Origin of the sequence: Janthinobacterium sp. PSPC3-1 (assembly GCF_049896105.1) — a bacterium.
Lineage (GTDB): Bacteria > Pseudomonadota > Gammaproteobacteria > Burkholderiales > Burkholderiaceae_D > Janthinobacterium.
Genome location: NZ_JAFCTQ010000015.1, coordinates 1 through 23621, shown reverse-complemented (window position 1 = coordinate 23621; position 23621 = coordinate 1). Strand labels below are relative to the sequence as shown.

Sequence of the window (23621 nt, the reverse complement as noted above, 5' to 3'; positions counted from 1 at the left end):
CTGGTAGAAACACTTTGATCAAATTAATATGCATTTTACCACTATTATTTTTCCATTCCTGCTTTTATTCCTATCCGCCTGTGCGCCCATCATCAAGGCACCGCCAGAAACCATGATGGCGGCGCACATCAAAAGCCTGACGCAGGAGCAACGCGCCGCAATGCTGGCACGGGTGGAAAAAGAAGCAAAGGGATTCTCCGTGGGAGCGGGTTCGCCGAACAGGGCCTGGGTGTTTTTTGACCCCGCTTGCTCCTATTGCAGTGACCTGTGGCGGGAGACGATGCTGTTGAAAGACCAGGTCGAATTCGTGTGGATACCGGTGGCTTTGTTGGGCGATGACGGCGCAATGCTCGGTGCGGCCACGCTCGATTCGGCGGACCCGAGCAGCCTCATGTCGGCCAATGAAGCAGCGATGCGCAAGTCCGGCACGATGCTGACAGTGACGGCGGAACCGTCCGAAGCGTCGGTATCCACGGCGAACAGCAACACCGAGCTGCTGATCACTCTGGATCCGGGCTACCGACCTGTGTCCGTGCCCTTGATGTACTACCAATCTTCCAGCGGACAGATAGAGATCATTGACGGAACCATGGAGGCCAGGGTCCTGAAGGCCGCCATGAAATTGAAGTAATGTGCAAGGCATCTGCCGCAAGCGACAGATGCCCGTGATCATTCTAGATCGCACTATCCCAAGGCGCCGACAACCTCACCGCGCAATTGATCAGCCCCACCATCGAGTAGGTCTGCGGGAAGTTGCCCCACATTTCGCCCGTCACGGGATGCGTGTCTTCCGACAGCAGGCCCACGTGGTTGCGGGCCATCAGCATGGTTTCGAAGATCTGGCGTGCTTCTTCTTTCCTGCCGATGCGGGCCAGGGCGTCGATGCGCCAGAAGGTGCAGATGTTGAAGGCCGTTTCGGGCTTGCCGAAGTCGTCCGGGGCTTCGTAGCGGCGCATATAGGGGCCGTCGCACAGCGAGGCTTCCAGCGCGTCGACGGTGGCGATAAAGCGCGGGTCCATCGGGTCGATGAAATTGACTTCGGCCATCAACAGTACCGACGCATCTAGGTCGCGGCCGCCCAGGCTTTCGGCGAAGGCCTGGCGCTCTTCGCTCCACGCTTCGCGCAGCAGGCGTTCGCGGATCAGGGTGGCGCGGCTTTGCCAGTGGTCGGCGCGGTCGGGCAGCTCCAGTTTGTGGGCGACTTTGGACAAGCGGTCGCAGGCCGCCCAGCTCATCAGCATCGACGAGGTATGGACGCGGGCGCGCGTGCGCAGCTCCCACATGCCGGCGTCCGGTTCCGCGTGCAGCTTGAAAGCCTGCTCGCCGACCGCTTCCAGCGCCGTGAACTCCGCCTTGCCGGCGCGGTGGAACAAACGGTGGTCGAGGAAAGCTTGCGCCGCGCCCAGCACGATATTGCCGTAGACATCGTGCTGGAAGTGTTCCTGCGCCTGGTTGCCCACGCGCACGGGGCCGTTGCCGCGGTAGCCGGGCAAGTGATCGACCAGCGATTCCGGCAGCAATTCTTCCAGGCCGATGCCGTACAGGGGCTGGATATGGCCACCCTTGGAGCGGGCGACGATATTCGTCAGCCAGCGCAAATATTCCTCCATCGTGCCCACTTCCGACAGGCTGTTCAGCGCACGCACGACAAAGAAGGCGTCGCGCAGCCAGCAATAGCGGTAGTCCCAGTTGCGGCTGCTGCCCGGCGCTTCCGGGATGCTGGTGGTCATGGCGGCGATGATGGCGCCGGTGTCCTCGTACAAGGACAGTTTCAGGGTGATGGCCGCGCGGATGACCACGTCCTGCCATTCCAGCGGCACGGCCAGGCGGCGCGTGTAGGTGCGCCAGTAGTTGATGGTCTCTTTTTCAAAGATGCGCGCCGTCTCGTCGATGCCGCCGGCCAGGGTTTCGTCCGGGCCCAGCAGGAAGTTGGCGGTCTTGTCGAGCACGAAATACGATTCGCTCAGCACATAGTTGAGTGACACATCGGTGTTCAGGCGCAGGGTCTGTTCCGGGCCCACATAACGGATATGGTGGCTGCCCTGGGTGATCTGCGGCGCCAGTTTGCCCCAGTCGAAACGGGGACGCAGGCGCACGCGGATGCGCACGGCGCGGTCCAGCGGACGCACGCGGCGGATCAGCATCAGCGGACGGAACATGCGGTCGCGGCTGAGGAAACGGGGTGCGAAATCGGTGATTTCCACGCCACGGCCGTCGGTGTCGTACAAGCGCGTGCGCAGCACGGCCGTGTTCGGCTCGTAAAACTGCTCGGTGCGGGCATAGTTTTCAATATCGATGCCCCACACGCTGCCGTTTTCGGTGTCGTCCAGCAGGGTGTTGAACACCGGGTCGCCGTCGAAACGGGGCAGGCAGGACCAGACCACTTGGCCGGCCTGGTCGATCAGGGCGCTGAAGGCGCAGTTGCCCACCACGCCGCAATTGAGGCTGGCCTGGGCCGATGGTTTGCTGGAGGCCGGCGCAGGGGCGCCGCTCGGTGTGTCATAGGCTGTCGTCATCGGCTACTCCTTGAGTTTGGGGGGATGCGGCAAGCACGGCCGCGTGCAACAGCACCACGCGCAGTGCGGCCGGGCTGGCCAGCCTGAGCGAGGCCACGCTGGCGCCGCTGCCGACCTTGACGCCCTGCCCGCCTGCCTGTTCCACGAAGGCAAAACCGGCTTCGTCGGTGGTATCGTCGCCGGCGAACACGGCGCGCCGGCCGGCAAATGGCGCTTCAAGCATGAAGGCGGCGATCGCGCCGCCCTTGTCGGTGGCGGCAGGCTTGGCTTCAAGCACCATTTTGCCATGCAACAGCAAAATACCGGGGCACGCTTGCACGGCGTCCGTCATTTCCCGCACGCATAGTTCCTGCAATTCCGGCGCCAGGCGGTAATGCAGGGCCACGGCGCCGCGTTTCTGTTCCACCAGCAAACCGGGGTACAAGGCGGCCAGGGCTTGCGCCCTGGCCAGCACGGGAGAGACGTCCGGCGTGGCCGCCAGGCGCAATTGACCATCGGCGCCGCGCCGCTCCACGCCATGCACGCCCGCCACCGGCAATACCAGTGGCGCCAGCATGGCGTCGATCTGCGCCACGGGGCGGCCGGAAATAATCGCCAGCGCACCCTTGTGGCGCCTGGACAGCAGCGCCAGCGCCTCGGCCACGCCCGCTTCCAGGCGCACGCCGTCGGGCGTGGGCGCCAGGTCGACCAGGGTGCCGTCAAAGTCCAGGAAAATCGCGCAGCCGGGGGTGTCGAACAAGCCCGCCAGCACCGCGCTGTCGTCGATCAAGGTATCTGTCGTTACCGCCATCAAACCCCCTTGCGCCGGCTGAGGCGGCGGTGAGCGTCGATCTTGGTCATGACCTTGTCGCGCTGGCGCAGGCGCGAGGCGTCCAGCAACATGCGGCCGGCCCAGCGGTACACATTGAAGTGTTTGACACGCGCGCGCATGCTCTTCATGCGTTCGCGCTGTTCCACCGGCGGCATCACCAGGCCACGGTACAGGGCTTCAGCGCCCTGCTCGATATGGTAAGGATTGATGATCAGCGCTTCGTGCAGCTCGCGGGCGGCGCCCGTGAATTGTGACAGCACCAGCACGCCCATCTCGTCTTCGCGCGAGGCGATGAATTCCTTGGCCACCAGGTTCATGCCGTCATGCAGGCTGGTCACCATGCAGACCTCGGAGGCGCGGAAGAAACGCTGCAGCGCATCCTGGCCATGGTGCTCGGCCTTCAGCAGGATCGGCACATAATCGCCGCTGCCGAAGCGGCGGTTGATGCGCTCGACCATCTTGCGCACACGCGTGTCGAAACTCTGGTATTCGTCCAGCGACGCGCGGCTAGGCGCGGCAATCTGGATAAACGTAAAGTGCCCCACCATGCCCGGCTGCTGTTCCAGCATGCGTTCGACGGCCTGGAAGCGCTCGACGATACCCTTGGTGTAGTCGAGGCGGTCGACGCCGATGCCCAGCAAATGGTCGGCCGGCACGCCGATGGCGGCGCGGATTTCGGCGCGGCAGGTGGCCACGTCCGGCAGGTTCGGATCTTCATCGGGCCAGGCGATCGAGATCGGATAGTCCTCGACCTGGGTCATCTCGCCGCCATAGGAAATGGTCGACGCTTCCGGCTCGATGCGGGTTTCCAGGTAGCGGTCGACGGTTTCCAGGAAATTCTTGCGGTGGAACGGCGTATGGAAGCCCAAAATCGTGCTGCCCAGCAGGCCGTCGAGGATTTCCTCGCGCCATGGGCAAATGCCGAAGGACTCCGAGTTCGGCCAGGGGATATGCCAGAAAGTAATAATAGTCGCTTTCGGCAGCGCTTCGCGCACCATGCGCGGCAACAGGGCAAAGTGGTAATCCTGCACCAGCACCACCGGGTTGTCGGTTTTCGCTTCGGCGATCACGGCGTCGGCAAAGCGGCGGTTCACTTTCACATACTGGTCCCAGTCCGACGAGCGGAACACGGGGCGCACGTGGGCGATATGGCACAGCGGCCACATGCCTTCGTTGGCGAAGCCGTAGTAATAGCCCTGCTCTTCCTCTTCCGTCAGCCAGACGCGGCGCAAGGTGTAGCTTGGATTGTCGGGCGGCACCGGCACATGGTCGAGTTTGTCCACCGTTTCACGGTCGGCCGAACCGGCGCCGTGGGCGATCCAGGTGCCCGAACAGGCGCGCATCACCGCTTCCACCGCCGTCACCAGGCCGCTGGCCGGGCGCTGCACCTTGATGGTGCCGTCTTCCGATTTGGCATGGATATACGGCTCGCGGTTCGACACCACCAGCACCTGATCGCCGGCCAGGTCCGCTTCGAGCAGGCCGCGCAGTTTTTCCGGCGTCCATTCGGAGGTCCAGCCATTGTTTTCACCCTGGCGTTCCAGATGGTATTCCTGCAGCAGTTCGCGCAGGTCGCCGATCAACGGCTGCATTTCGGCAGGCGCTGGCGCGATGATGGGCACGGGGGTGGCATCGGTTGGCGCGGCAACATTCTTCTTGGACAGCAATTCACCGCGCAGCACATCCTTGACGGCAGCCAGCCAGCCACGCCAGCTCAGGTGCGCCACGAACACGGTCATCAAGGAAATCAGCACGGCCAGCACGGCCAGGAAGGCAAAGATGAAGCGTTTGGTATCGGTATTCCGGCGCTCGACAAACGTCATGTCCTGCACCAGTACCAGGCGGCCCAGTTGGTGGGCGTCGCTCATGACGGGCGTTTCGCTCAGGTGTACCTGGCCTTGCGGCAATTGCGCCAGCGACTTGTACAGGCCGCCCGAGCTTGGAGTGGTCCAGCAGCCGATCGAGGCGGGGAACTGTGCCGTCTTGTAGATGAGTTTGCCGGCGTTGTCACAGAAGCCCAGCGCGATCAGACGTTCGTCGCGCGTGGCGCCCTGGAACAGTTCATCGATACGGGCGGTATCGTTTTCAGGCAGATATTGGGTGAGTGGCGGCCGCAAGGTCCCAGCGAGCAATTCGGCGCGGCTGTCGAGGTCACGCACATACCAGCGCAAGGTAATGTTGTCGAGCAGCGGGACCACGATATACGCGAACAGTCCCAGCACGAGGGCGAGTGGCAGAATGAAACGCAAGGACATTCTGAGCGATCTTAAAATCATCATTTTCCTTTGCAAAAGCTAAAAGCATGGCAAGTATGCCAATATTTTCCATGTAGCGTCGTTCTGTTGGTTTCCTTATTGAAACTTCAATTCCGCCGAGAACGCGCATCATGAGGTACTTTCAGTATCTCCCATAGGAAACGTCTTGTCCGTTAGTCAACGCACGCCCCGGCGCCGCCGTCAGGCTTTAAAATATACATTTGCTGCCATTCATTTACAAGTCACAAGGAGTTTTAGCCCATGGATCTCACCACCTACCATTCGTTGATGGGAGGACGGCTCGCTTCCGCAGTCACCGTTTTGCTCAGCGCCATTATCGCCACCCTAATCGCCATGGCGGTGCACCGCGCCAGCATCAGCCTGCTCAAGCGCCTGGCCAATGGCCGCCCGTTTACCACCCATGTCACGCGGGTGGCGTTTCGCGCCAGCCAACTGAGCTTGATCATGTTTGGCCTGCGCATCGTGCTGGCCGGCGCGCCGGGCGATACGCCAGGCCTGGTCGGCATGTCGCACCTGGCCAACGTGGCGCTGATCGTGGCGCTGACCTGGCTGGCCATGAAATGCATCGAAGCGCTCAGCCTGACCATCGCGCAAATCAATCCGGTCGACGTGGCCGACAACCTGCGCGCGCGCCGCCTGATCACCCAGGCAAGGGTTCTCACGCGCAGCGCACACGCCATCGTGATCATCCTCGGCCTGTCGTTTATCTTGCTGACCCTGCCCGGGGCGCGCCAGATCGGCGCCAGTTTGCTGGCCTCGGCCGGTGTGGCTGGCCTGGTGGCCGGTATTGCCGCCCGGCCCGTGCTGGGCAACTTTATCGCCGGCCTGCAGATTGCGTTTTCGCAGCCGATCCGCATCGATGACGTGCTGATCGTCAATGGCGAGTGGGGCCGCGTGGAGGAAATCAAGGGCACGTATGTGGTGGTGCGCATCTGGGACGAGCGCCGCATGATCGTGCCGCTGACCTGGTTTATCGAAAACCCGTTCGAGAACTGGACCCATACCTCGTCCACCATCCTCGGCACGGTGTTCCTGTGGCTGGACTTCAGCGTGCCGGTCGAGCCGCTGCGCGCCGAACTGGACCGCATCTGCCAGGAATCGCCGCTATGGGACCAGCGCGTCTGCAAGGTGCAGGTAACGGACGCCACCGACCGCGCCATGCAGCTGCGTTTCCTGATCAGCGCCAACAATTCGGGCGACGCATTCGAGCTGCGCTGCGTGATACGCGAAGGCATCCTCGGCTATGTGGCCCAGCATTATCCACACGGTCTGCCGCGCCTGCGCTCGTCGATCGACCCGGTCGAGCTCAACACCACCGCGGCCAGGGTCATCAACACCCCGGACGCGCTCGAGACGATTATCGACGGCGCGCCGACCGCCAAGGTGTAAGCTCTGCTTCAAACACCCCAGCCTGAAGGAAAACCGACATGAGCACCACCGCCTGGTTCATCCTGATCGGCTGCCTGATGCTGGCGCGCGGCCTGGCCGCCACCAGCATCGCCCGCCTGCCGTTCACTTCCTCGATGGCCTACCTGGGCGTGGGCCTGGTGGTCGGCCCGATGGTACTGGGCCTGTTTTCGCTCGACCTGGTCAAGCAGGCGCCGCTGCTGGAAACCCTGACCGAAATCGCCGTCCTGATTTCCCTGTTCTCGGCCGGCGTCAAGATGCCGGTGCCGTTCAGCCTGGCACGCTGGCTGCCGTCGCTGCGCCTGGCCTGGCTGTCGATGGCGCTGTCGGTGGGGCTGGTGGCCGCCTTTGCCTGCCTGGTGCTCGATCTGCCGCTGGGCGCGGGCATCCTGATCGGCGCCATCCTGGCCCCCACCGACCCGGTGCTGGCCACCGACGTGCAGGTGCGCCGCCCCGGCGACAGCGACCAGCTGCGCTTTACCCTCACCTGCGAAGCGGGCATGAACGACGGCAGTGGCTTTCCTTTCGTGATGCTGGGCCTGGGCCTGCTCGGTTATCACGAGCTGGGCCACACCGGCTGGACCTGGCTGTGGCACGATTTATTATGGGCCAGCGCGGCGGCGATCGCGCTGGGCGTGGCCGGCGGCGCGCTGCTGGCCTGGCTGGGCTGGCAGTTGCGCGGCAAGGATCCGAAGCACGAAGTGCTGGACGACCTGGTCGGGCTGGGCCTGATCGCCGTCGTGTATGGCGCGACCACCTGGCTGCACGCCTGGGGTTTCCTGGCCGTCTTTTTTGCCGGCGTGGCGCTGCGCCAGACCGAACTGCGCCTGGCCGGCGCGCCCGAAGACAAGCAGGGCCTGCTGCAGGCCGAGGAAGTGCATGCGGGGTCGGCCGTCAAGCCGCAGGAACCGCAAGCACCGCTGACCGTCAGCGCCGAGTCGCTGGTATTCAAGGAACACCTGGAACATTTGTCGGAACTGACGCTGGTGCTGCTGCTGGGCGGCGCCGTCAGCCAGTCGGTCTGGAACTGGCGCACGGTCGGCATGGCGCTGTTCCTGCTGCTGGTGGCGCGCCCGGTCAGCGTCCTGCTGGGTTTGCTGGGATCGAACACCAGCCTGCGCCTGCGCGGCATGGCCGCCTGGTTCGGCGTGCGCGGCATCGGTTCGGTGTACTACCTGTGCTATGCCATCAACCACGGCTTGCCGGTGGGTCTGGCGCGCGAACTGAGCCATATCACCATCGTGGTGGTGATGGTGTCCATCGTCGCGCACGGTATCAGCGTCACGCCCATGCTGAATCGCTATTGGCGGGAATAGACGGCGCGCTGCGACGCTTGTCATTGCTGCGCAGCAATGTTTTGCCAATTGGCACTGCTTTTTGAGAAAATATTGTTAAGATAAGATAATCAAAACGTCAAAACGCCCGCACCTGGCAAGAATTTAGCCGAGAAAGAAAAGACACCATGAAACGACGAAGCGTACTGGGACTGGGCGTCGCGCTTGCCCTGCTGCAAACCGGCTGCGCCACCAATCCCGCCGACACGGCCTGGGAAACCGACTTTGACGCCTTTATACGCGACGGGCTGGCACGCACCGAAACACCGGCCATGAGCGTGGCCATCGTGCGCGGCGACAAGACCATCTTTGCCCGCGGCTATGGCATGGCCGATGTCGAAGACGGGCAACAAGCGGACGCCGACACGGCATTCCATATCGCCTCCGTCAGCAAGGTGGTGACGGCGACCGCCATCATGATGCTCCATGAGCAAGGCCTGTTCCAGCTCGACGACAAGGTCGCGCCGCATCTGGATTTTCCCCTGTTGCATCCGAAATATCCCGATGTGCCGATCACCTTCCGCCATCTGCTGACCCATACCTCGGGCATTTCCGACGCCGTGTACGAAAAAACGCCGGCGTTTTCCGTCGAGGGCGACCCGCGCCTGCCCCTGCGCGACTTTTTGAAGGGCTATCTGTCGCGCGGTGGCGGCTGGTACGACGCCGACCTGTCGTTTGCGGGACGGCCCGGCACCGAATGGCGCTACAGCAATGTCGGCTACGCCCTGCTCGGCTATCTGGTCGGGCGTTTGAACCCCGAAGGACTCGATATCTATTCCCAGGATCATCTGTTCGACCCCTTGGGCATGGATGACACGGCCTGGAAACTGGCCGGCCTGCCGCGCAGCACGACGGTGGCCCAGCCCTACAAAGACAAGGACCCGGGCCTGCAAGTGCTGCCGCCGGTCGGCTATCCCGACTGGCCGGCCGGCCTCTTGCGCAGTTCGGCCCATGATTTTGCGCGCTTCCTGGCGATTTTCAGCAATGGCGGCATGGTCAAGGGCCACCGCTATCTGAAGGAAGAGACTGTCAAGGCCTTTTTGGAACCGCAGCCGGTCAGCATGGCCGCCGCCGACGCGCAGGTACGCCAGGCGCTGGCCTGGGTGCTGCGCGACCTGGACGGCATGCAGCTGGCCTCGCATAGCGGCGGCGACCCGGGCGCGGCATCGGTGGTCTGCGTCGATACGGCCAGCAAGACGGCCGTGCTGGCGTTTTCCAACATCAGCGCCGACCGCGAGTTCCGCAGCTTCCAGAAGGAAGTCGTGCAGCGCCTGCTGGCGCGCGCCAACGAGACGGTCAAGAAGTAAGGTGCCTGGCGCCATTGTGTGGGCGGCCGCACGGTGGCGAACTGCCAGGGAAGTATGCTGGAACGGTCACATCGACTTTATTTGACCTTACTTGACCTATATCAGGAGACCAGCATGACCAATCGCATCGGCAACAAAGATATCGCCCAGCAACGCAGCAAAAGCGAAAAAGCCCGCATCAAGGCATCGAATATCGCCAACGAGGCGGTAAAAAAAGCGATCGCGAAAGAAAAATACCGCAATGCCGTCAAGGGACAGCCGGCGGCATAAGCTCAGGCGCCAAACCAGCCCTGCAGCTTGTCGGCGGCGCGCAGCTTGACGTCGGCCGTGATATAGGTCGCCACCGTTGCCACGGCGGCGGCCAGCACGGCCAGGTCATCCACGTAGCCCACCACCGGCGTGATGTCGGGAATCGCATCGATCGGCGAAATGAAGTAGCCGAGCGCGCCGTAGATGGCCGTCTTGGCCCACAGCGGCGTGCTCGGTTGCTGCGCGGCGTAATACAGCCACAGCGCCTTTTCGATCACTTCCCGGCCGGCCGTTTTGGCGAACTTGATGACCTTGTCCCAGAAACTGTCGTCGGTATATTTCTTTTCGTAGGCCTTGGCCTGGGCGGAATGATCCTGATCGAGAGTTTTTCTCTTGCCAAACATATGCTGCTCCTCTTTGCCACACGCGGCCTGGCTGCTTGAACGCGCACATTATCATAAATCGCCTATGGCGAACCCTGGAGTACCGTACATGAAAATGGAAACACCCGCTCTTGAAACCCCCACTGCCGATCCGGCGCCGGCGATTGCCAGGGCGGCCGGCCTGCGCTATGTGGGCGATCATCAACCCGGCATCGCCCGCCATGGCAAGCCCGGCAAATTTCACTACCTGGACGCCGACGGCAAGAAGCTGGGCGACGAAGATATCCTGGCGCGCATCAAGACGCTGGCGATACCGCCGGCCTGGACCGACGTCTGGATCTGCGCCCGCGCCAACGGCCATGTGCAGGCCACCGGCCGCGACGCCCGTGGCCGCAAGCAATACCGCTACCACGCGCGCTGGCGCCAGGTGCGCGACGAAGCCAAGTACGAACGCATGCTGAGCTTTGGCCGCGCCCTGCCCGCCATCCGAAAAGCCGTCGAGGCCGGCATGAAGCTGCCCGGCATGCCCCGCGAAAAAGTGCTGGCCACCATCGTCCACCTGCTGGAACTGACGATGATGCGTATCGGTAACGAAGAATATGCGCGCACCAACAAGTCGTTCGGCCTGACCACCCTGCGCACGCGCCATGTGAAAGTGGCTGGCAGCGGCGTGGAATTCCATTTCCGCGGCAAGAGCGGCGTGCACCACGACATCAAGCTCAGCGACCGGCGCCTTGCGCGCGTGCTGCAAACCATCCGCGATTTGCCGGGCCAGGAGCTGTTCCAGTACCTCGATGAAGACGGGCAGCGCCATGGCGTCGATTCAGGCGACGTCAATGATTACTTGCGTGACATTACCGGCGAGGACTACACGGCCAAGGATTTCCGCACCTGGTCAGGCACCCTGCTGGCCGCGCTGGCCCTGGAAGAATTTGAAAAAGTCGATTCCGAGGCGCAGGCCAAGAAAAATATCGTGCAGGCCATCGAGTCTGTGGCCAAGAAGCTGGGCAATACGCCGTCGATCTGCCGCAAATGCTATGTGCATCCGGCGGTACTCGATTCCTACCTGGACGGCAGCTTGCTGGAGGGACTGAAAGCGCGCGCGCAACAGGAACTCAAGGAAGACCTGCATGCGCTGGCGCCGGAGGAAGCGGCCGTGCTGGCGCTGCTGCAACGGCGCCTGCAAAGCGAAGAACCGATCAAACAGAAGCTCAAGCGTCGCCGCTAGGCTGGCACTGGGCCGACAGGCTCAGTTCGCGCATGCCGCATGCCGGCAAGGCGCGACCTTCATCGCCTGCCATCTGGGTCGGCGCGGCGATGGTGGCCTTGGCCGCCGTCGTTTCAGCATTCACATCGCCATTCCAGACGGTGGCAGCCAGGGTCGATACCGTGAACAGGCAGATCAGCACGAAGGGCTTGTTGACACCGTTGTTTTTGTTGATCGCTGGCTTGTTCATGGCGTTGTCCGTTGATTGGTTGCAGAGTGGAATCATCATCTCGTGTTTTCACAATGCATACAATCAGACAGCTACCGCAGCTGAGGTAGGACTATGCTGACAAGCTCAACCCTAGGCTACATCAGGGTTGCGGGGCATCCTGGTCGGCATCCGGGTCCTTCACGCTCGATACTCCAGGCACCGCTTCCAGGCGTTTTTGCAGCGCCAGAAATTGCATCGGCGTCACGCGCGCAAACGTGATGACGATATCGTCCAGCTGCGGCACACCCTCTTTCTGGCGAATGATGAATTGCTGCACCCGCGTCGTGCCAGCGCCCAGCGCTTCATGCAATTTGTCCAGCGACAGCGCATCGCGCTCGGCCGTGATCAACAGCTCGCGCCGCTGGCGGCTGCCGATAAAACGCTTTTCCAGCGGCTTGATGCCCGCCAGGATAATCAGGATGATGACGGTCGCCGCCACCGCCGGCGTGTACAGACCGCCACCCACGGCCAGGCCGATGCCGGCCACCGACCACACGCTGGCAGCCGTCGTCAGCCCGCGCACGATCTCGCCACGCGCCAGGATCGCCCCGGCGCCCAGGAAACCGATGCCCGACACCACCTGCGCCGCCATCCGCGAAGGGTCGAGCGTCACCCGCTCGCTGAGCACCTCGGAAAAACCATAGGCCGACACGATCATGATCAGGGTCGACCCCACGCATACCAGCATATGCGTGCGCAGCCCCGCCACCCACGCCAGCCGCTCGCGCTCATAGCCGATCACGCTGCCCAGCAAGGCCGAAAACGCCAGCCGTCCTACCAGTTCCCATTCCGATGCCAATGCCATTGCGCTTCTCCTTAAGTGTTTAGATTTGGGTGATCATATTCCAACTCGCAGCCTGCCATTTTTCAGGGCTAGGTTGCTTTTGAGTACACTGTTGAATTCTGTCACCCAACTACCAGCGCCATGAGCCAAGCCCTTCACAGCCAAGCCCGCACCACTCATCTGATCCGGGACGAAATCCGCAACTCGACGCTCTCTCAACGGGAACTGGCTGAGCGCTACAACGTTAGTCGTCTGACGATCCGCAAATGGCAGAACCGCGACAGCGCCGAGGATCTTTCGCACCGGCCACGTACCATGCACACCACGCTCACGCCTGCGCAGGAATTGATCGTCGTGGAGCTGCGTACCACGCTGCTGCTGCCCACCGACGACCTGCTGGCGGTGGCCCGCGAGTTCGTCAATCCAGCGCTTTCGCGCGCCGCCTTGGGGCGCTGCCTGCGTCGCCATGGTGTCTCCAGCCTGCTTGAATTGGCCGCCCGGGAAACCGACAAGCCCGTCACCAAAAAGTCGTTCAAGGACTACGAGCCCGGCTTTTTACATATGGATATCAAGTACTTGCCGCAGATGCCTGATGAAACCGAACGCCGTTACCTGTTCGTCGCCATCGACCGCGCCACGCGCTGGGTCTTCATGGAGATCTATGCCGACCAGTCCGACAGTAGTAGCACCGACTTCCTGATCAAGCTCAACAAAGCCTGTCCGATTGCCATCGTCAAGCTGCTCACCGACAATGGCAGCCAGTTCACCGACCGCTTTAGCAGCAGGAAAAAAGACCCGGAAACGGGCGAGCGGATTCCCAGCGGTAAGCACGCGTTTGACGTTCTATGCAAGCAACTGGCGATCGAACATCGCCTGATCCCGCCACGTCATCCGCAGACCAACGGCATGGTTGAACGCTTCAACGGCCGCGTCAGCGAGGTCGTCAACCAGACTCGCTTCGCGTCCAGGGCCGAGCTCGAATCAACACTGCGCAATTACCTGAAAATCTATAACCACAACATCCCACAGCGTGCTCTCAACAACGAAACGCCGATTCAGGCAATGAAGAAATGGCAGGCAAAAAAGCCAGAATTATTCGTTAAACGTGTTTATAACCAAGCGGGTCTTGACAGCTAGCCTCCTTGATACAAGCGCTGCTAGCCATATTGATTGACACGCCACATCTTTGCTATTTTCGCTGTAATTCCCCTAGTGCAAGGTGCTCGAACCAATGTGTATAGATGGCGCAAAAGCGCGAAGTCACAGCGTTGACGAGCGCATTGCCCTCGTCTTTGAATTCAGGATAAATAGCCAGATAGCGTTGGTGAAATCTGCTTTCATCCGGGACACATCCAGTCCAATTAATCCATTGCTGATCTTCACATATGAAGCTGGCTGCACGCATGGCTGCACCGTCAACCAAGCCAAAATTGTTGGCATCAAGTTCATCGCCGCCCTTCGCCTTCAAAAGCTTTTTCGCCGGAGCATCCTTTTGATCCGCACGGTTCAATTCTAGCGGCCACGCACGCAAATTGCCGATTGATCGATGCCAGTCCCGGATTGCCGAGGGCATTTCATTACATAACAAACCTTGGGGATGAATGTGGTCATAATCCCACGGACGATTCACATCTTCCATTTGACCAGGAAGCGTTGGGTCATAGTCAGGAAACCAGCGCATCAGCCAAGCTCGCTGAGCATAATCGACCAAAGAACGTTTATCCCACAATCGATCAAAGAAATTTTTCCAGGCCAAGCGACGACGATCTTTCTTTGTTGCATCATCAGGGATATCTTTTCCCTTCTCCTCCATATTCTGTATGTACAACCAATTGCGCAGACCAGATTCGAGTTGACTGAAACTTTCAGGTGTGAGGCGAGAATAATAGTGATGCCACAGCGGCTCTGCTTTCCAGAATTCAGTATGGGCAGGACCAGGAAATCCTTTTTGACCACCGGTAACCCGGCAACGTATTACGTCCGCAAGTACATGAGGTGGCACCAAAGGTAACATAACAAAATTATCTTTGTGAGTTGGCAATAGCATTTCATAACGCTTGGCATTGAAAAAATCTGGCAATTTATCTACTGGAAACTGATACAATTCCTCCCACAAACGCGCGATACATTGCTCTGGCAAGATAGCAAATTCGGACATGGCAACCAGAAATCCTAGTGATCGTCTCTGCTGTTTTACCGTTAGCTGCGTAATACCGACACCGGCCCTTTCCAGGCGTAGTATCCAAGCGGCGCTGATAAACAGAAGTTCCAGCCCTTTCCCGCCCGAAAACATAGCTGCAGCCAAAGTAGGCGGCAATTTCCATGAGGCCTTATCCATGGGGCCATTAAGTCGCACGAGGTCAAACAAGCGCAAGAGGGTGGCGCCACGCACCCTGTCAGTGACAAACGTCTGAAAAGCCTCCAATTTTTCATCGTCGCGCATGGCGGTTCTGAACGAAGCAACATCAGGCGTCAAAGGCAGCTTGTCAGTGACGCGGTCAACTGGAAAAGCCAGATGCAAACGGTATAGAAAGGTCACCATGTGCTCAGGTGCCACGATACGTTGCTTGCCGAGTAAAGCATCCAGTTCTTTGGGTGCATCTGGCCACACTGCCTTAAGCGAGGAATAGATTAATTCCTCAGTGCTGAGTGGCACCCCGGCCGTGTTTATGCGTACAAACAGCGTCTCAATGGCATCAACCGATGGCTCGATGCCGTTTTCAGAAGGATTTGCTTGCAATTCGTGGGGTAATGCTCGCTCATGCATGATAAGCGCGGGAATTGTCCGGGTGTGTAATTCTTCACGCAACGCTGCGATCATCCACTCCAACCGCGCATAAAACTCTCCCTCCAGCGCCTTCCGCCATTGGACAACAAGCTTGTTTTGATCAATCAAGGCTGCGTCCTCATGCCACATGGGCAATGCTTGTAACTGGCGCTGCAGTTCTGCACGCCAGTCCTCGTGTGCTGCGGCCTTGATCAATATAGCAACAGGCATAGGACACACAGAATCCCAAGGCCAGGCAAAACGCAAAGGCAATGTTGCACCGCGCACAGTGGGATCATTCGCGATTGTACGATAGCTGGTCAAGGCTGAACGGATATATCCATGAGTCAGACGCATGCCGGGATCTACTGCCCGGTATCCCCAAGGATGTGAACGGGTCAAAAGGCGAAATAGAAATGCGCGATCTCCCGCTGGACTGGAGCGATTGCCCAAATCAACCCACAGCGCGAGTCCATGTTCAGTACGCGAATCAGCCCACACATCAACAAATCCACTTGCTATTGCAGTTGCGCGCTGTTGCCCATCAAGCAAATGAAATCGATCTATATGAGTGCCTTGAGCAGTATTACTTCCTAGTTTATAATCACTGCGTCCCAGTTTCCCGTCATACGGAGAAAGCAAGAAAGATCCGATGGGGAAACCGCGTATCAAAGAATCCCAGAATGCCTCCACCTTACCAGCGCTCCATACGGCACCTCGCTGCAAAGCGGGCAATTCGGCATGGATGCGGGAGCGCATGCCATTTTTTCTCAGGACAGGCAAACCCTCTATTTGCCAAGCCACGACCTCCTCAATCGCCAACAAATAATTTGATTGGACCTCAATCGCCGGATCATTCAATTTCATCACACTTCCCTGTAGCAGGCAAAAACCAAAGTGTAAATATATGCAATAAATTAATCAATATTTTTATTTTAAAAATCCATAAAATTAAAAAAATTAATTTTTTAATTTATTTTAAAAATATTGCGATAACAGATCGATGTTTCAGATAAAATATAAACATGCATTTTTATATACGCCTGCTCTCCAGCGTGCTTTGCGGTATCAAACCGGCAGGTCGCTCAGTTCCAGCTCGGAAAACCCCGCCCGGCGCCGCGCTTCCAAGTTGAACGGTCCGCGCAAGGTCGGCGCTTCGTAGCGCGCCGCCAGTTCGGCATAGGTGGCGCGCAGCTCCAGGCCGCGCTGCTCGCACAGGTAGCCGTACCAGCGGTTGCCGATCTCCACATGCCCCACTTCGTCACGCAGGATAATATCGAGAATGGCGGCGGCCGCCATGTCGCCGGCCTGCGCCAGCTTGGCGCGCAGCGGCGGTATCGCATCGAGCCCGCGTGCTTCCAGCGTGCGCGGCACCAGCGCCATGCGCGCCAGCACGTCGCCGCGCGTTTTATCGACCATTTCCCACAGGCTGTCGTGGGCCGGAAAGTCGCCATAGGCGTGGCCCAGCACGTCCAGGTGCGCCACCAGCAGCGAATAATGCGTGGCCTCCTCGGCCGCCACGCGCAGCCAGTCCGTGTAGTATTCCAGCGGCAGATCCGGAAAGCGCCACAGCGCGTCCAGCGCCAGATTCATGGCGTTGAACTCGATATGCGCCAGCGCATGCACCAGCATGGCGCGGCCTTCCTGCGTGATCATCGAGCGCCGGCCGACCAGGCGTGGCGGCACCAGCTCCGGGCGTTCCGGGCGGCCGGGGATGTCGCCCTGGGGCTGCAATGCTGCGGCGGGATCGGGGGCGGGACGGGCCTGTACCATGGCGGCCACCATCACCACCTTGCGCGCCGGATCGGGTTCGAGCAGGCAGGCCAGTGCGCAGGCGCGCAGTTCCTGCGGGGCGTGGTCAAGCGGGGGAGATAAGTGCATGGGAGCCTGGGTGCGCGTTTTTAACAAGGGGCGCAGTGTATCAAATTTCCTGTCCCAGCAAATCACGTCCCCGAGCAACATAGGCATCCATTTCGATCTCAGGCACCATGCTCCCTCCCGTCCCCCACACCAGATGCGTGGCATTTGCCAGCGTTGACGCATAGCTGGGCCGCTCCAGCACCGGCAAGATCCCCGCAAACCCCGCCACCGCCGACGGCTCCAGCCGCCAGCCTTCGGTTTGTTCCAGCAGCGCCAGCAGCCGGTACAGTTCTTCGTCGCTGGCGGTGGCGTAGCCGTCGATCAGCCGGTGCATGGCGCGTCCCACAAAGCCGGAAGGCCGGCCCACGGCCAGGCCGTCGGCGGCCGTCACGTTGTCGATGCCGATGTCCTGCACGCTGATCAGCTCATGCAAGCCCGTATGCACGCCCAGCAGCATGCACGGTGAATGCGTCGGTTCGGCGAAGACGCAGTGCACATGGTCGCCAAAGGCCAGCTTCAGGCCGAAGGCCACGCCGCCGGGGCCGCCGCCCACGCCGCACGGCAGGTAGGCAAACAGCGGATGGCTGGCGTCGACCAGCACACCCTGCGCGTCGAACTGCTTTTTCAGGCGCTCGCCCGCCACCGCATAGCCGAGGAACAGGTCATGCGAGTTTTCGTCGTCGACGAAGTGGCAGGTCGGGTCATCTTCGGCTTGCCGGCGGCCCTGCTCCACCGCCACGCTGTAGTCGGAAGCGTATTCGATCACGGTCACGCCGTGTTCGCGCAGCTTGTCCTTTTTCCACTGGCGCGCGTCCGCCGACATGTGGACGGTGGTCCGGAAACCCAGGCGCGCGCCCATGATGCCGATCGACAGGCCCAGGTTGCCGGTCGAGCCGACGGCGATCGCATGCTGGCCGAAGAAACCGCGCACGGCTTCGCTGGCCAGCAGGCCGTAATCGTCGTGCTGCGTGACCAGGCCCGCGTCCAGCGCCAGCCCTTCCGCATGCTTCAATACCTCGTAGATGCCGCCGCGCGCCTTGATCGAGCCGGAAATCGGCAGGTGGCTGTCCTGCTTGAGCCACAACTGGCCGGGAATCGCGCGGCCCAGGCGCGCCGCCAGCGCCGCCTGCATGGCCGGCAGCGGCACCAGCGGCGACTCGATCACGCCGCCGGCGGCCTGCGTTTCGGGAAACGCGCGCGCCAGGAACGGCGCAAAGCGGGCCAGGCGCGCGCTGGCGGCTGCCACGTCGTTCGCATCCAGGCCGACGTCGCCCAGCGCAACGGCTGCGGGCGCGATAGCCGGGTTGAACCAGCTGACAGGCTGCAGTGCTGACAAGCGTTCGATCAGCGGATATTGGGCGCGCAGGACGGCGATCGATGGGGGTGGCAACATGGGACCTCCTTGGTAAGCAATCCATGATTAGACCGCATCGCGCCGCCGATGGCAAAGCTGCGCGTGCGGGTGGCTGTTTAAAACTTCAGCTGCAAGCCCACATCAATCGAGCGCCCCTCGGCCGGCAAGGCTTGCAGCGTGCCGCCGTTCGCCTGCAAGCCCGACAGATACACGCCGCCCAGCGGGTCGGCATAGGCGCGGTTGAAGGCGTTCGACACGCCAACATGCATGCTGGCCAGCTTGTTCAGCGCCACCTGGCTGCGCAGGTTGACGATGGCGTAGCCACCGGTTTCCGGTTCCAGCCGGCGCGCATCGACCGTGTCCTTGCGCGCCACCACCTTCGCTTCGATGCGGTTGCTCCAGGCGCCGACGGCATGCTCGATGCCCAGCAGGGCATTCAGGGGCATCATGCGGTACAAATCGCCGTCACTGCCACTGCCACTGCGCTTGCCGCGCGTGTACGCGGCGTTGCCGGTGGCGGTGAATTTGCCCCAGCGTGGGCTGGCCGCCAGCGGCGCCTGCCACGACACATTCAAACCGTACAATCTGGCGTCATGATTGGCGAAGCGCAGCAAGTTGCCCTTGGCTCCCATCTGCATATAGGGATTGAACGGCGCGATCACGTCGGCGTCGATATAGTCGCTGACGCGGCTGACATACGGATTGACGCGCACGAACCAGCTGTCGTCACCCGCGCCATGCCAGTCCGCGGTGAAGGCGACGGTATAGGCCGTTTCCGGTTTCAGGTCGATATTGCCGACATAGCCGTTGCCGTCGCCGAACCAGTTGGTCATGGTCATGGCCATCGTGCCCCTGCCCCATGAGTAGCGCTCGTACAGATTGGGCGAGCGCGCCTTGCGGGCCAGCGCGAATTCATAGCTGCCGGACGCGTCGGGCACAAAACGCGCCAGTGCGCTGGCGTCGATATTGGTGTTGCGCTGGCGGCGCGAGCGGGCGTTGAAAGCGTTGGCCGCCATGGAGTCGGCCATATTCATCATGCCAGTGCCATACGATTGCACGTCGCCCGTGTCCATGCGCACCGATTCGCCGCGCAGCCCCAGCACGCTGGTCCAGCGCGCATCGAGCTTGCTTTCCAGTTCGCCGAACAGCACCGCGCGGTCGCGCTTGCCGTCGTTGATATTGAGATAGGTGCGCGGCCCCATCATCATCGAGCCGGGCACCGCCGGCCAGTAATCGTCGAGGCGGAAAGCGTGGAATTCGTGGCCCAGGCGCAGCTCGCCCACGCCGGTGGGCAGGCTGGCCTGCAGCGCATACCCCGTGTTTTTGCCATGCGTGACCATCGGCATGGTGCCGGGGCGCTCGCTGCTGAAAAAGCCCATCTCATGGTCGGTCTGCTGCCAGTAGGCGCGCGCGTCCAGCACGCCCCAGCCGAAACTGTCCTGCCAGGCCAGGTTGGCGAAGCGGCCGTGGTTGTCCGTCATGTCCATGTACTGGTTCGGAAAACCCTGGTAGGGAATATGCTGCACGCCGGCGCGCAGGGTCAGCTGCTGGCCATCGCCTTTGGCCGCCAGCACGATGGACTGGTTGATGCTCTCGACCATGCTACCCAGCACCTTGTCGCCATGGCCGTCTTCGTAGCTGCGGCTGCGCGTGTAGGCGCCGCTGTAGCCGATGGAGAACGTGTCAGTGGCTGCGGATGCCGTCACATTGCTGGAAACGCTGTTATTGACGCTGCGGCCGAGCAAGCCGAAGCTGCCTTGCGTCAGCGGTCCGGCACCGGTTGCGGCGAAGACCGGCGCGTTCGAGTGCACTTCGATGGTGCCGCCGATGCTGTCGCCGCCCGCGCTGACGGGCGTGACACCGGCGATCAGCCGGATGCGCTGCACCTGCGACGGCGCAATATACGACAGCGGTGCGTTCATGTGGTTGGCGCAGGCCGATGTGATTTCCATGCCGTCGATGCGGATTTTCAGGCGGTCGTCGGCAAAGCCGTTGACCACCGGCAGGCCGGACACCCCGCCGCCGGCCGCCACGCCATAGCCGGGCAGATTGCCCAGCATCTGCGCCGTGTCGCTCGATGCCGGATAGCCGTTGGCCAGCGCGCTGACGATGACTTTCTGTTCGGGCAGGACGATGTCGCCGTGGTCTGCGTGGGCCAATGCCGGCAACGCCAGCGCGAGGGAAATCAATAAGGGTGTGTGGTTCATGATGCTGCTTTCGGTTCGATGATCAAGACGAACGGCCGCCGGCGCGCACCTTGGGTGCGGCAGGCAGCGGTTCAAACGGAGCGGGGAATCAGAAAGCGGCGGGCGGGCCGCGCGGCTGGAGCGGGGTCCAGGCAAACAGCGGCGTGGCGGATTGGTAGAACAGGACCGGCAGCAAGCCCTTGATCAGCGCGCCGGAAGCAGGCGCCAGCGACACCGGCGGCAGCGCCAGCACGGCCGCATGCATGCCGCAGCACGGGCAATCGCCCATCTGCATGGCGTTTTTGGCGGGCGTGGAATCGTCGAGGGACAGCTTGAGCGGCACCATGTTCATGCCGCCGGCCACCGAACAGATTTCCAGGCTGGGGACGGCACCGCCTTGCGCGACGGTCAGCGCGCGCGACAGCGTGGGGGCGAGCGCGGCCAGGAGGATGGCGCAGCACGCCATCCACAGTACCCATCTTGCCCTGGCTTTGCTGGTGAACATGGCGACATTATAGCCGCCGCCCTGCCCCGTTCCCAGCACCGCCGTCAAGAAAGCAACGCTGCCTTACAGGTCGACCTTCATGCTCAGCTTGACCGCGCGCGGTGCGCCGGACGCCAGCCGCGTGCCGGCGCCGGCCCAGTAGCGCTTGTCCGCGACATTGTCGACGTTCAGCTGCCACACCACCGACTTGTTCATCACCTTGCCCGCATAACGGGCGCCCGCGCTGAACAGAGTCACACCGCCGAGGAAGGCCTGGTTCAAGTCATTGACCGGGCGCGCGCTGTAGTAATACGCGCCGCCATTGAGCGACAGGCCAGGCACGCCGTCGAAGGCATACGAGACAAAGGCGCTGCCCGTGCGTTTCGAGGCATTCTCGGGCGCCTTGCCGTTGTACAGCGCATTGATATGCTCGAAGCTCGGGTCGAGGAACTGCGCCGAGGTCTGCCAAGACAACTGGCGCGTCAGCTTGCCCTGCGTGGCCAGTTCCAGGCCCCGGTAATGCTGCTCGCCGTCGGACGTGAACAGGTTGCTGGTATTGGTGTAATAGCCGGGGCGCACGATATCGAACAGCGCGGCCGACAGCAAGGAGCCTGCCGGCGTCATCCAGCGCGCACCCAGTTCCTGCTGTTTGCTGACCCCGGGCGCCATCTTGACGCCCTGGTTGGCGCTGCCGGTCGGCGCCGTCTCGCCCTCTTCCAGGCCACGCGCCAGCGACGCATAGAATGACACAGCGGGTGTCAGCTTGTAGATCAGCGAGGCCATCGGCGTGGTCTTGCTGACGTCATAGTGGCTGGCACCCTGGTCGCTGCGGTAGCTGCTGCGGCGCACGCCCACCACGCTTTGCCATTGCGGGCTGAAGACCATGCGGTCTAGCGCGTACAGGCCCGTGTCGCGTGTCTCCAGCGCCGCCGTGGTGGGCGATGCCGGTGCCGCGCCGAACACCACGTTCGTTATCGGGACGGGGTTGTACAGGTTTTGCGAGGCGATCGTGTAATTGCGCTGGTAAATCGGGTCTTGCGACTTGTCGGTGCGCGAAGCACCCAGGGTCAGTTCATGGGCGATAAATCCCGTGTTGAACTGGCCGGCCAGTTCCGCGCGCAGCAGGTCGGAGGTATTCACGCCATGCTGGATATTGCCGGTGATGCGGCCCGCGCCCGTCGCCAGCGCGGCGGCGTTATTCAACCGGAAGATGGCCAGGCGGCGGTCGCGCGCCGTTTCCGAGCGGCCCGCCTCCAGCGTCAGCGCCCAGCGGTCGCTCAAGGCATAATCGGCGCGCAGCTGGGCGTTTTTCGTTTGTGCTTCGAACTTGGCCCAGTCCGGGCCGATCAATTTGCTTGGATCGACCGCGCGCGGCAAGGTGATCACGCCATTGACGGCGGTGGGCAGGTTGACGCCCGCCTGTTCGGTGACCTTGCGGCGGTCGTATTCCAAGTCGGCCTTCAGCAGCAGCTTGTTGGTCACGCGCCAGTCCAGCGCCGCCGATACAAAGCTGCGGTTGCCGTTGCCGACATGGTCCAGGTATGAGCCCAAGGTGCCGCCGGCCGCGTTGATGCGCATGCCGAACTGCTGCTGTTCGCCAAAGCGCCGGCCCAGGTCGATATTGGCCACCGCGCTGCCACGGTCGTCCAGCGAGAGGCCCAGGCTGGTGACGGGCGTACTGCCGGCGCGCTTGGTGACGAAATTGACCACGCCAGCCGGCGAAGTAAAACCGTAGTACAGGGCCGACGCGCCTTTGAGCACCTCCACCCGCTCCTTGTTCTCCATCGGCACCTGCGAGAAATTCATGACCGGCATCGAGCCGTTCAGGCGATAGTTGGTGCGGTTTTCCACGGCAATGCCGCGAATGACGAGCTGGTCCCAGGTTTCGCCGCCATTTTGCTGGCGCGTGACGCCGGCAGTATTGCGCACCGCGTCGTACAGTCCGGCGGCGCCCTGCAGTTCCAGCAATTCGCGCGTGATCACGTTGACGGTCGACGGCACGTCCATGATATTGGCGCCGCGAAAGCTGCCGGCTTCGGTGGTCAGCGGCACCAGCCCTTGCGCGCGGGCGCCTGTGACTTGCACCGCTTGCATGACCGTGTCGTCATCAGTTTGAGCGTGGACAGCGGGGACAAAAGCCAGCGACAGCGCGGCAGCGAGGGGGAGCAAACGGGGGAGCAATACGGCGGGCATGGATGGTGAAACCTTCAATAAGACAGTCAATCGAAACTAGCAGTTACCGACATGATATCGGTAACGAGAATCATTCGCAAGAAATGTCATTGAAGTGCTTCAGCGGCTCAGCTGTGGCTGGTCATCGAGGTTGATGGCCAGCGATGTAGACAGCTTATTTTTTGGTTCTTCGCGGGGAATGGGGGAAGACGGGGTTGACGATCTGAGCGGGAGGTGGCGGCGGTGGCCTGAT

At 61.6% G+C, this 23621-nt stretch carries 19 protein-coding genes; 7 read left to right on the top strand and 12 right to left on the bottom strand.

The genetic code is table 11. The annotated features are described in order from the left end of the window. Window positions 1–28: 28 nt before the first annotated feature. Entirely contained in the window at window positions 29–631 is a 603-nt protein-coding gene (locus tag ACP7B7_RS16750) for a hypothetical protein (protein ID WP_426077384.1), read from the top strand. 43 nt (window positions 632–674) lie between these two features. On the opposite strand, the gene ACP7B7_RS16745 is transcribed toward ACP7B7_RS16750, so the two are convergent. The 3 genes from ACP7B7_RS16745 to ACP7B7_RS16735 are packed head-to-tail and all read right to left on the bottom strand — an operon-like array spanning window position 675 to window position 5582. Next, a complete protein-coding gene (locus ACP7B7_RS16745; RefSeq protein ID WP_308920949.1) occupies window positions 675–2516 on the bottom strand; it encodes a glycoside hydrolase family 15 protein in 1842 nt (613 codons plus the stop codon). Further along, window positions 2500–3306 (bottom strand): trehalose-phosphatase, encoded by an 807-nt coding sequence (otsB, locus tag ACP7B7_RS16740; protein WP_308920948.1) that lies wholly within the window; start codon window positions 3304–3306, stop codon window positions 2500–2502. The genes ACP7B7_RS16745 and otsB overlap by 17 nt, the downstream gene beginning before the upstream one ends. Further along, entirely contained in the window at window positions 3306–5582 is a 2277-nt protein-coding gene (locus tag ACP7B7_RS16735; protein ID WP_308920947.1) for an alpha,alpha-trehalose-phosphate synthase (UDP-forming), read from the bottom strand. Before ACP7B7_RS16735 ends, otsB begins: the two co-directional genes overlap by 1 nt. Before the next feature lie 261 nt (window positions 5583–5843). Between ACP7B7_RS16735 and ACP7B7_RS16730 the strand changes: the two genes are divergently transcribed. From ACP7B7_RS16730 to ACP7B7_RS16715, 4 genes are all read left to right on the top strand, one after another. Further along, window positions 5844–6992 carry a mechanosensitive ion channel family protein gene (locus ACP7B7_RS16730; protein ID WP_308920946.1) on the top strand — a complete coding sequence of 383 codons (1149 nt, stop codon included), beginning with the start codon at window positions 5844–5846 and terminating at the stop codon, window positions 6990–6992. A gap of 38 nt (window positions 6993–7030) precedes the next feature. Beyond that, on the top strand, window positions 7031–8326 hold the full coding sequence (locus ACP7B7_RS16725) for a cation:proton antiporter (protein ID WP_308920945.1): 1296 nt from the start codon (window positions 7031–7033) through the stop codon (window positions 8324–8326). A gap of 146 nt (window positions 8327–8472) precedes the next feature. Then, window positions 8473–9651 carry a serine hydrolase domain-containing protein gene (locus tag ACP7B7_RS16720; RefSeq protein ID WP_308920944.1) on the top strand — a complete coding sequence of 393 codons (1179 nt, stop codon included), beginning with the start codon at window positions 8473–8475 and terminating at the stop codon, window positions 9649–9651. Window positions 9652–9765: 114 nt separating this feature from the next. Then, the gene (locus ACP7B7_RS16715; RefSeq protein WP_308920943.1) at window positions 9766–9921 is read left to right on the top strand and encodes a hypothetical protein; all 156 of its coding nucleotides are present in this window, start codon (window positions 9766–9768) and stop codon (window positions 9919–9921) included. A gap of 2 nt (window positions 9922–9923) precedes the next feature. On the opposite strand, the gene ACP7B7_RS16710 is transcribed toward ACP7B7_RS16715, so the two are convergent. Beyond that, window positions 9924–10304 (bottom strand): YkvA family protein, encoded by a 381-nt coding sequence (locus ACP7B7_RS16710; RefSeq protein ID WP_426077383.1) that lies wholly within the window; start codon window positions 10302–10304, stop codon window positions 9924–9926. Between the two features lie 88 nt (window positions 10305–10392). Here ACP7B7_RS16710 and ACP7B7_RS16705 point away from each other — a divergent pair, with 88 nt between their 5' ends. After that, entirely contained in the window at window positions 10393–11511 is a 1119-nt protein-coding gene (locus ACP7B7_RS16705) for a DNA topoisomerase IB (RefSeq protein ID WP_308920941.1), read from the top strand. On the opposite strand, the gene ACP7B7_RS16700 is transcribed toward ACP7B7_RS16705, so the two are convergent. After that, window positions 11495–11740, bottom strand: a complete 246-nt coding sequence (locus tag ACP7B7_RS16700) for a hypothetical protein (RefSeq protein WP_308920940.1) — start codon at window positions 11738–11740, stop codon at window positions 11495–11497. The genes ACP7B7_RS16705 and ACP7B7_RS16700 overlap by 17 nt on opposite strands. Window positions 11741–11861: 121 nt before the next feature. Then, the gene (locus ACP7B7_RS16695) at window positions 11862–12560 is read right to left on the bottom strand and encodes an MgtC/SapB family protein (protein WP_374694319.1); all 699 of its coding nucleotides are present in this window, start codon (window positions 12558–12560) and stop codon (window positions 11862–11864) included. A gap of 126 nt (window positions 12561–12686) precedes the next feature. Between ACP7B7_RS16695 and ACP7B7_RS16690 the strand changes: the two genes are divergently transcribed. Beyond that, window positions 12687–13682, top strand: coding sequence for an IS481 family transposase (locus ACP7B7_RS16690; protein ID WP_308920938.1), 996 nt, complete (start codon window positions 12687–12689; stop codon window positions 13680–13682). A gap of 52 nt (window positions 13683–13734) precedes the next feature. Here ACP7B7_RS16690 and ACP7B7_RS16685 read toward each other — a convergent pair whose 3' ends face one another. The 6 genes from ACP7B7_RS16685 to ACP7B7_RS16660 all read right to left on the bottom strand — a co-directional run bounded on the left by ACP7B7_RS16685 (window position 13735) and on the right by ACP7B7_RS16660 (window position 23389). Next, complete coding sequence (locus ACP7B7_RS16685) at window positions 13735–16179, bottom strand: DUF262 domain-containing protein (protein ID WP_308920937.1); 2445 nt, start codon at window positions 16177–16179, stop codon at window positions 13735–13737. A 201-nt stretch (window positions 16180–16380) separates the two neighbouring features. Then, a complete protein-coding gene (locus tag ACP7B7_RS16680; protein WP_426077382.1) occupies window positions 16381–17193 on the bottom strand; it encodes a ferritin-like domain-containing protein in 813 nt (270 codons plus the stop codon). Between the two features lie 40 nt (window positions 17194–17233). Next, complete coding sequence (dsdA, locus tag ACP7B7_RS16675) at window positions 17234–18565, bottom strand: D-serine ammonia-lyase (RefSeq protein ID WP_426077381.1); 1332 nt, start codon at window positions 18563–18565, stop codon at window positions 17234–17236. A 77-nt stretch (window positions 18566–18642) separates the two neighbouring features. Further along, window positions 18643–20733 (bottom strand): TonB-dependent receptor, encoded by a 2091-nt coding sequence (locus tag ACP7B7_RS16670; protein ID WP_426077380.1) that lies wholly within the window; start codon window positions 20731–20733, stop codon window positions 18643–18645. An 88-nt stretch (window positions 20734–20821) separates the two neighbouring features. Continuing rightward, window positions 20822–21217: a DUF2946 domain-containing protein gene (locus ACP7B7_RS16665; RefSeq protein WP_426077379.1), complete on the bottom strand. Its 396-nt coding sequence runs from the start codon at window positions 21215–21217 to the stop codon at window positions 20822–20824. A gap of 63 nt (window positions 21218–21280) precedes the next feature. Beyond that, the gene (locus ACP7B7_RS16660; RefSeq protein ID WP_426077378.1) at window positions 21281–23389 is read right to left on the bottom strand and encodes a TonB-dependent siderophore receptor; all 2109 of its coding nucleotides are present in this window, start codon (window positions 23387–23389) and stop codon (window positions 21281–21283) included. Window positions 23390–23621: the final 232 nt, after the last annotated feature.

Coding starts and splice junctions, on each gene's coding strand:
- ACP7B7_RS16670 (WP_426077380.1), bottom strand. CDS start 20,733: ATGAACCACACACCCTTATTGATTTCCCTCGCGCTGGCGTTGCCGGCA.
- ACP7B7_RS16685 (WP_308920937.1), bottom strand. CDS start 16,179: ATGAAATTGAATGATCCGGCGATTGAGGTCCAATCAAATTATTTGTTG.
- ACP7B7_RS16745 (WP_308920949.1), bottom strand. CDS start 2,516: ATGACGACAGCCTATGACACACCGAGCGGCGCCCCTGCGCCGGCCTCC.
- ACP7B7_RS16730 (WP_308920946.1), top strand. CDS start 5,844: ATGGATCTCACCACCTACCATTCGTTGATGGGAGGACGGCTCGCTTCC.
- ACP7B7_RS16725 (WP_308920945.1), top strand. CDS start 7,031: ATGAGCACCACCGCCTGGTTCATCCTGATCGGCTGCCTGATGCTGGCG.
- ACP7B7_RS16735 (WP_308920947.1), bottom strand. CDS start 5,582: ATGTCCTTGCGTTTCATTCTGCCACTCGCCCTCGTGCTGGGACTGTTC.
- otsB (WP_308920948.1), bottom strand. CDS start 3,306: ATGGCGGTAACGACAGATACCTTGATCGACGACAGCGCGGTGCTGGCG.
- ACP7B7_RS16720 (WP_308920944.1), top strand. CDS start 8,473: ATGAAACGACGAAGCGTACTGGGACTGGGCGTCGCGCTTGCCCTGCTG.
- dsdA (WP_426077381.1), bottom strand. CDS start 18,565: ATGTTGCCACCCCCATCGATCGCCGTCCTGCGCGCCCAATATCCGCTG.
- ACP7B7_RS16690 (WP_308920938.1), top strand. CDS start 12,687: ATGAGCCAAGCCCTTCACAGCCAAGCCCGCACCACTCATCTGATCCGG.
- ACP7B7_RS16665 (WP_426077379.1), bottom strand. CDS start 21,217: ATGTTCACCAGCAAAGCCAGGGCAAGATGGGTACTGTGGATGGCGTGC.
- ACP7B7_RS16660 (WP_426077378.1), bottom strand. CDS start 23,389: ATGCCCGCCGTATTGCTCCCCCGTTTGCTCCCCCTCGCTGCCGCGCTG.
- ACP7B7_RS16680 (WP_426077382.1), bottom strand. CDS start 17,193: ATGCACTTATCTCCCCCGCTTGACCACGCCCCGCAGGAACTGCGCGCC.
- ACP7B7_RS16705 (WP_308920941.1), top strand. CDS start 10,393: ATGAAAATGGAAACACCCGCTCTTGAAACCCCCACTGCCGATCCGGCG.
- ACP7B7_RS16715 (WP_308920943.1), top strand. CDS start 9,766: ATGACCAATCGCATCGGCAACAAAGATATCGCCCAGCAACGCAGCAAA.
- ACP7B7_RS16710 (WP_426077383.1), bottom strand. CDS start 10,304: ATGTTTGGCAAGAGAAAAACTCTCGATCAGGATCATTCCGCCCAGGCC.
- ACP7B7_RS16750 (WP_426077384.1), top strand. CDS start 29: ATGCATTTTACCACTATTATTTTTCCATTCCTGCTTTTATTCCTATCC.
- ACP7B7_RS16700 (WP_308920940.1), bottom strand. CDS start 11,740: ATGAACAAGCCAGCGATCAACAAAAACAACGGTGTCAACAAGCCCTTC.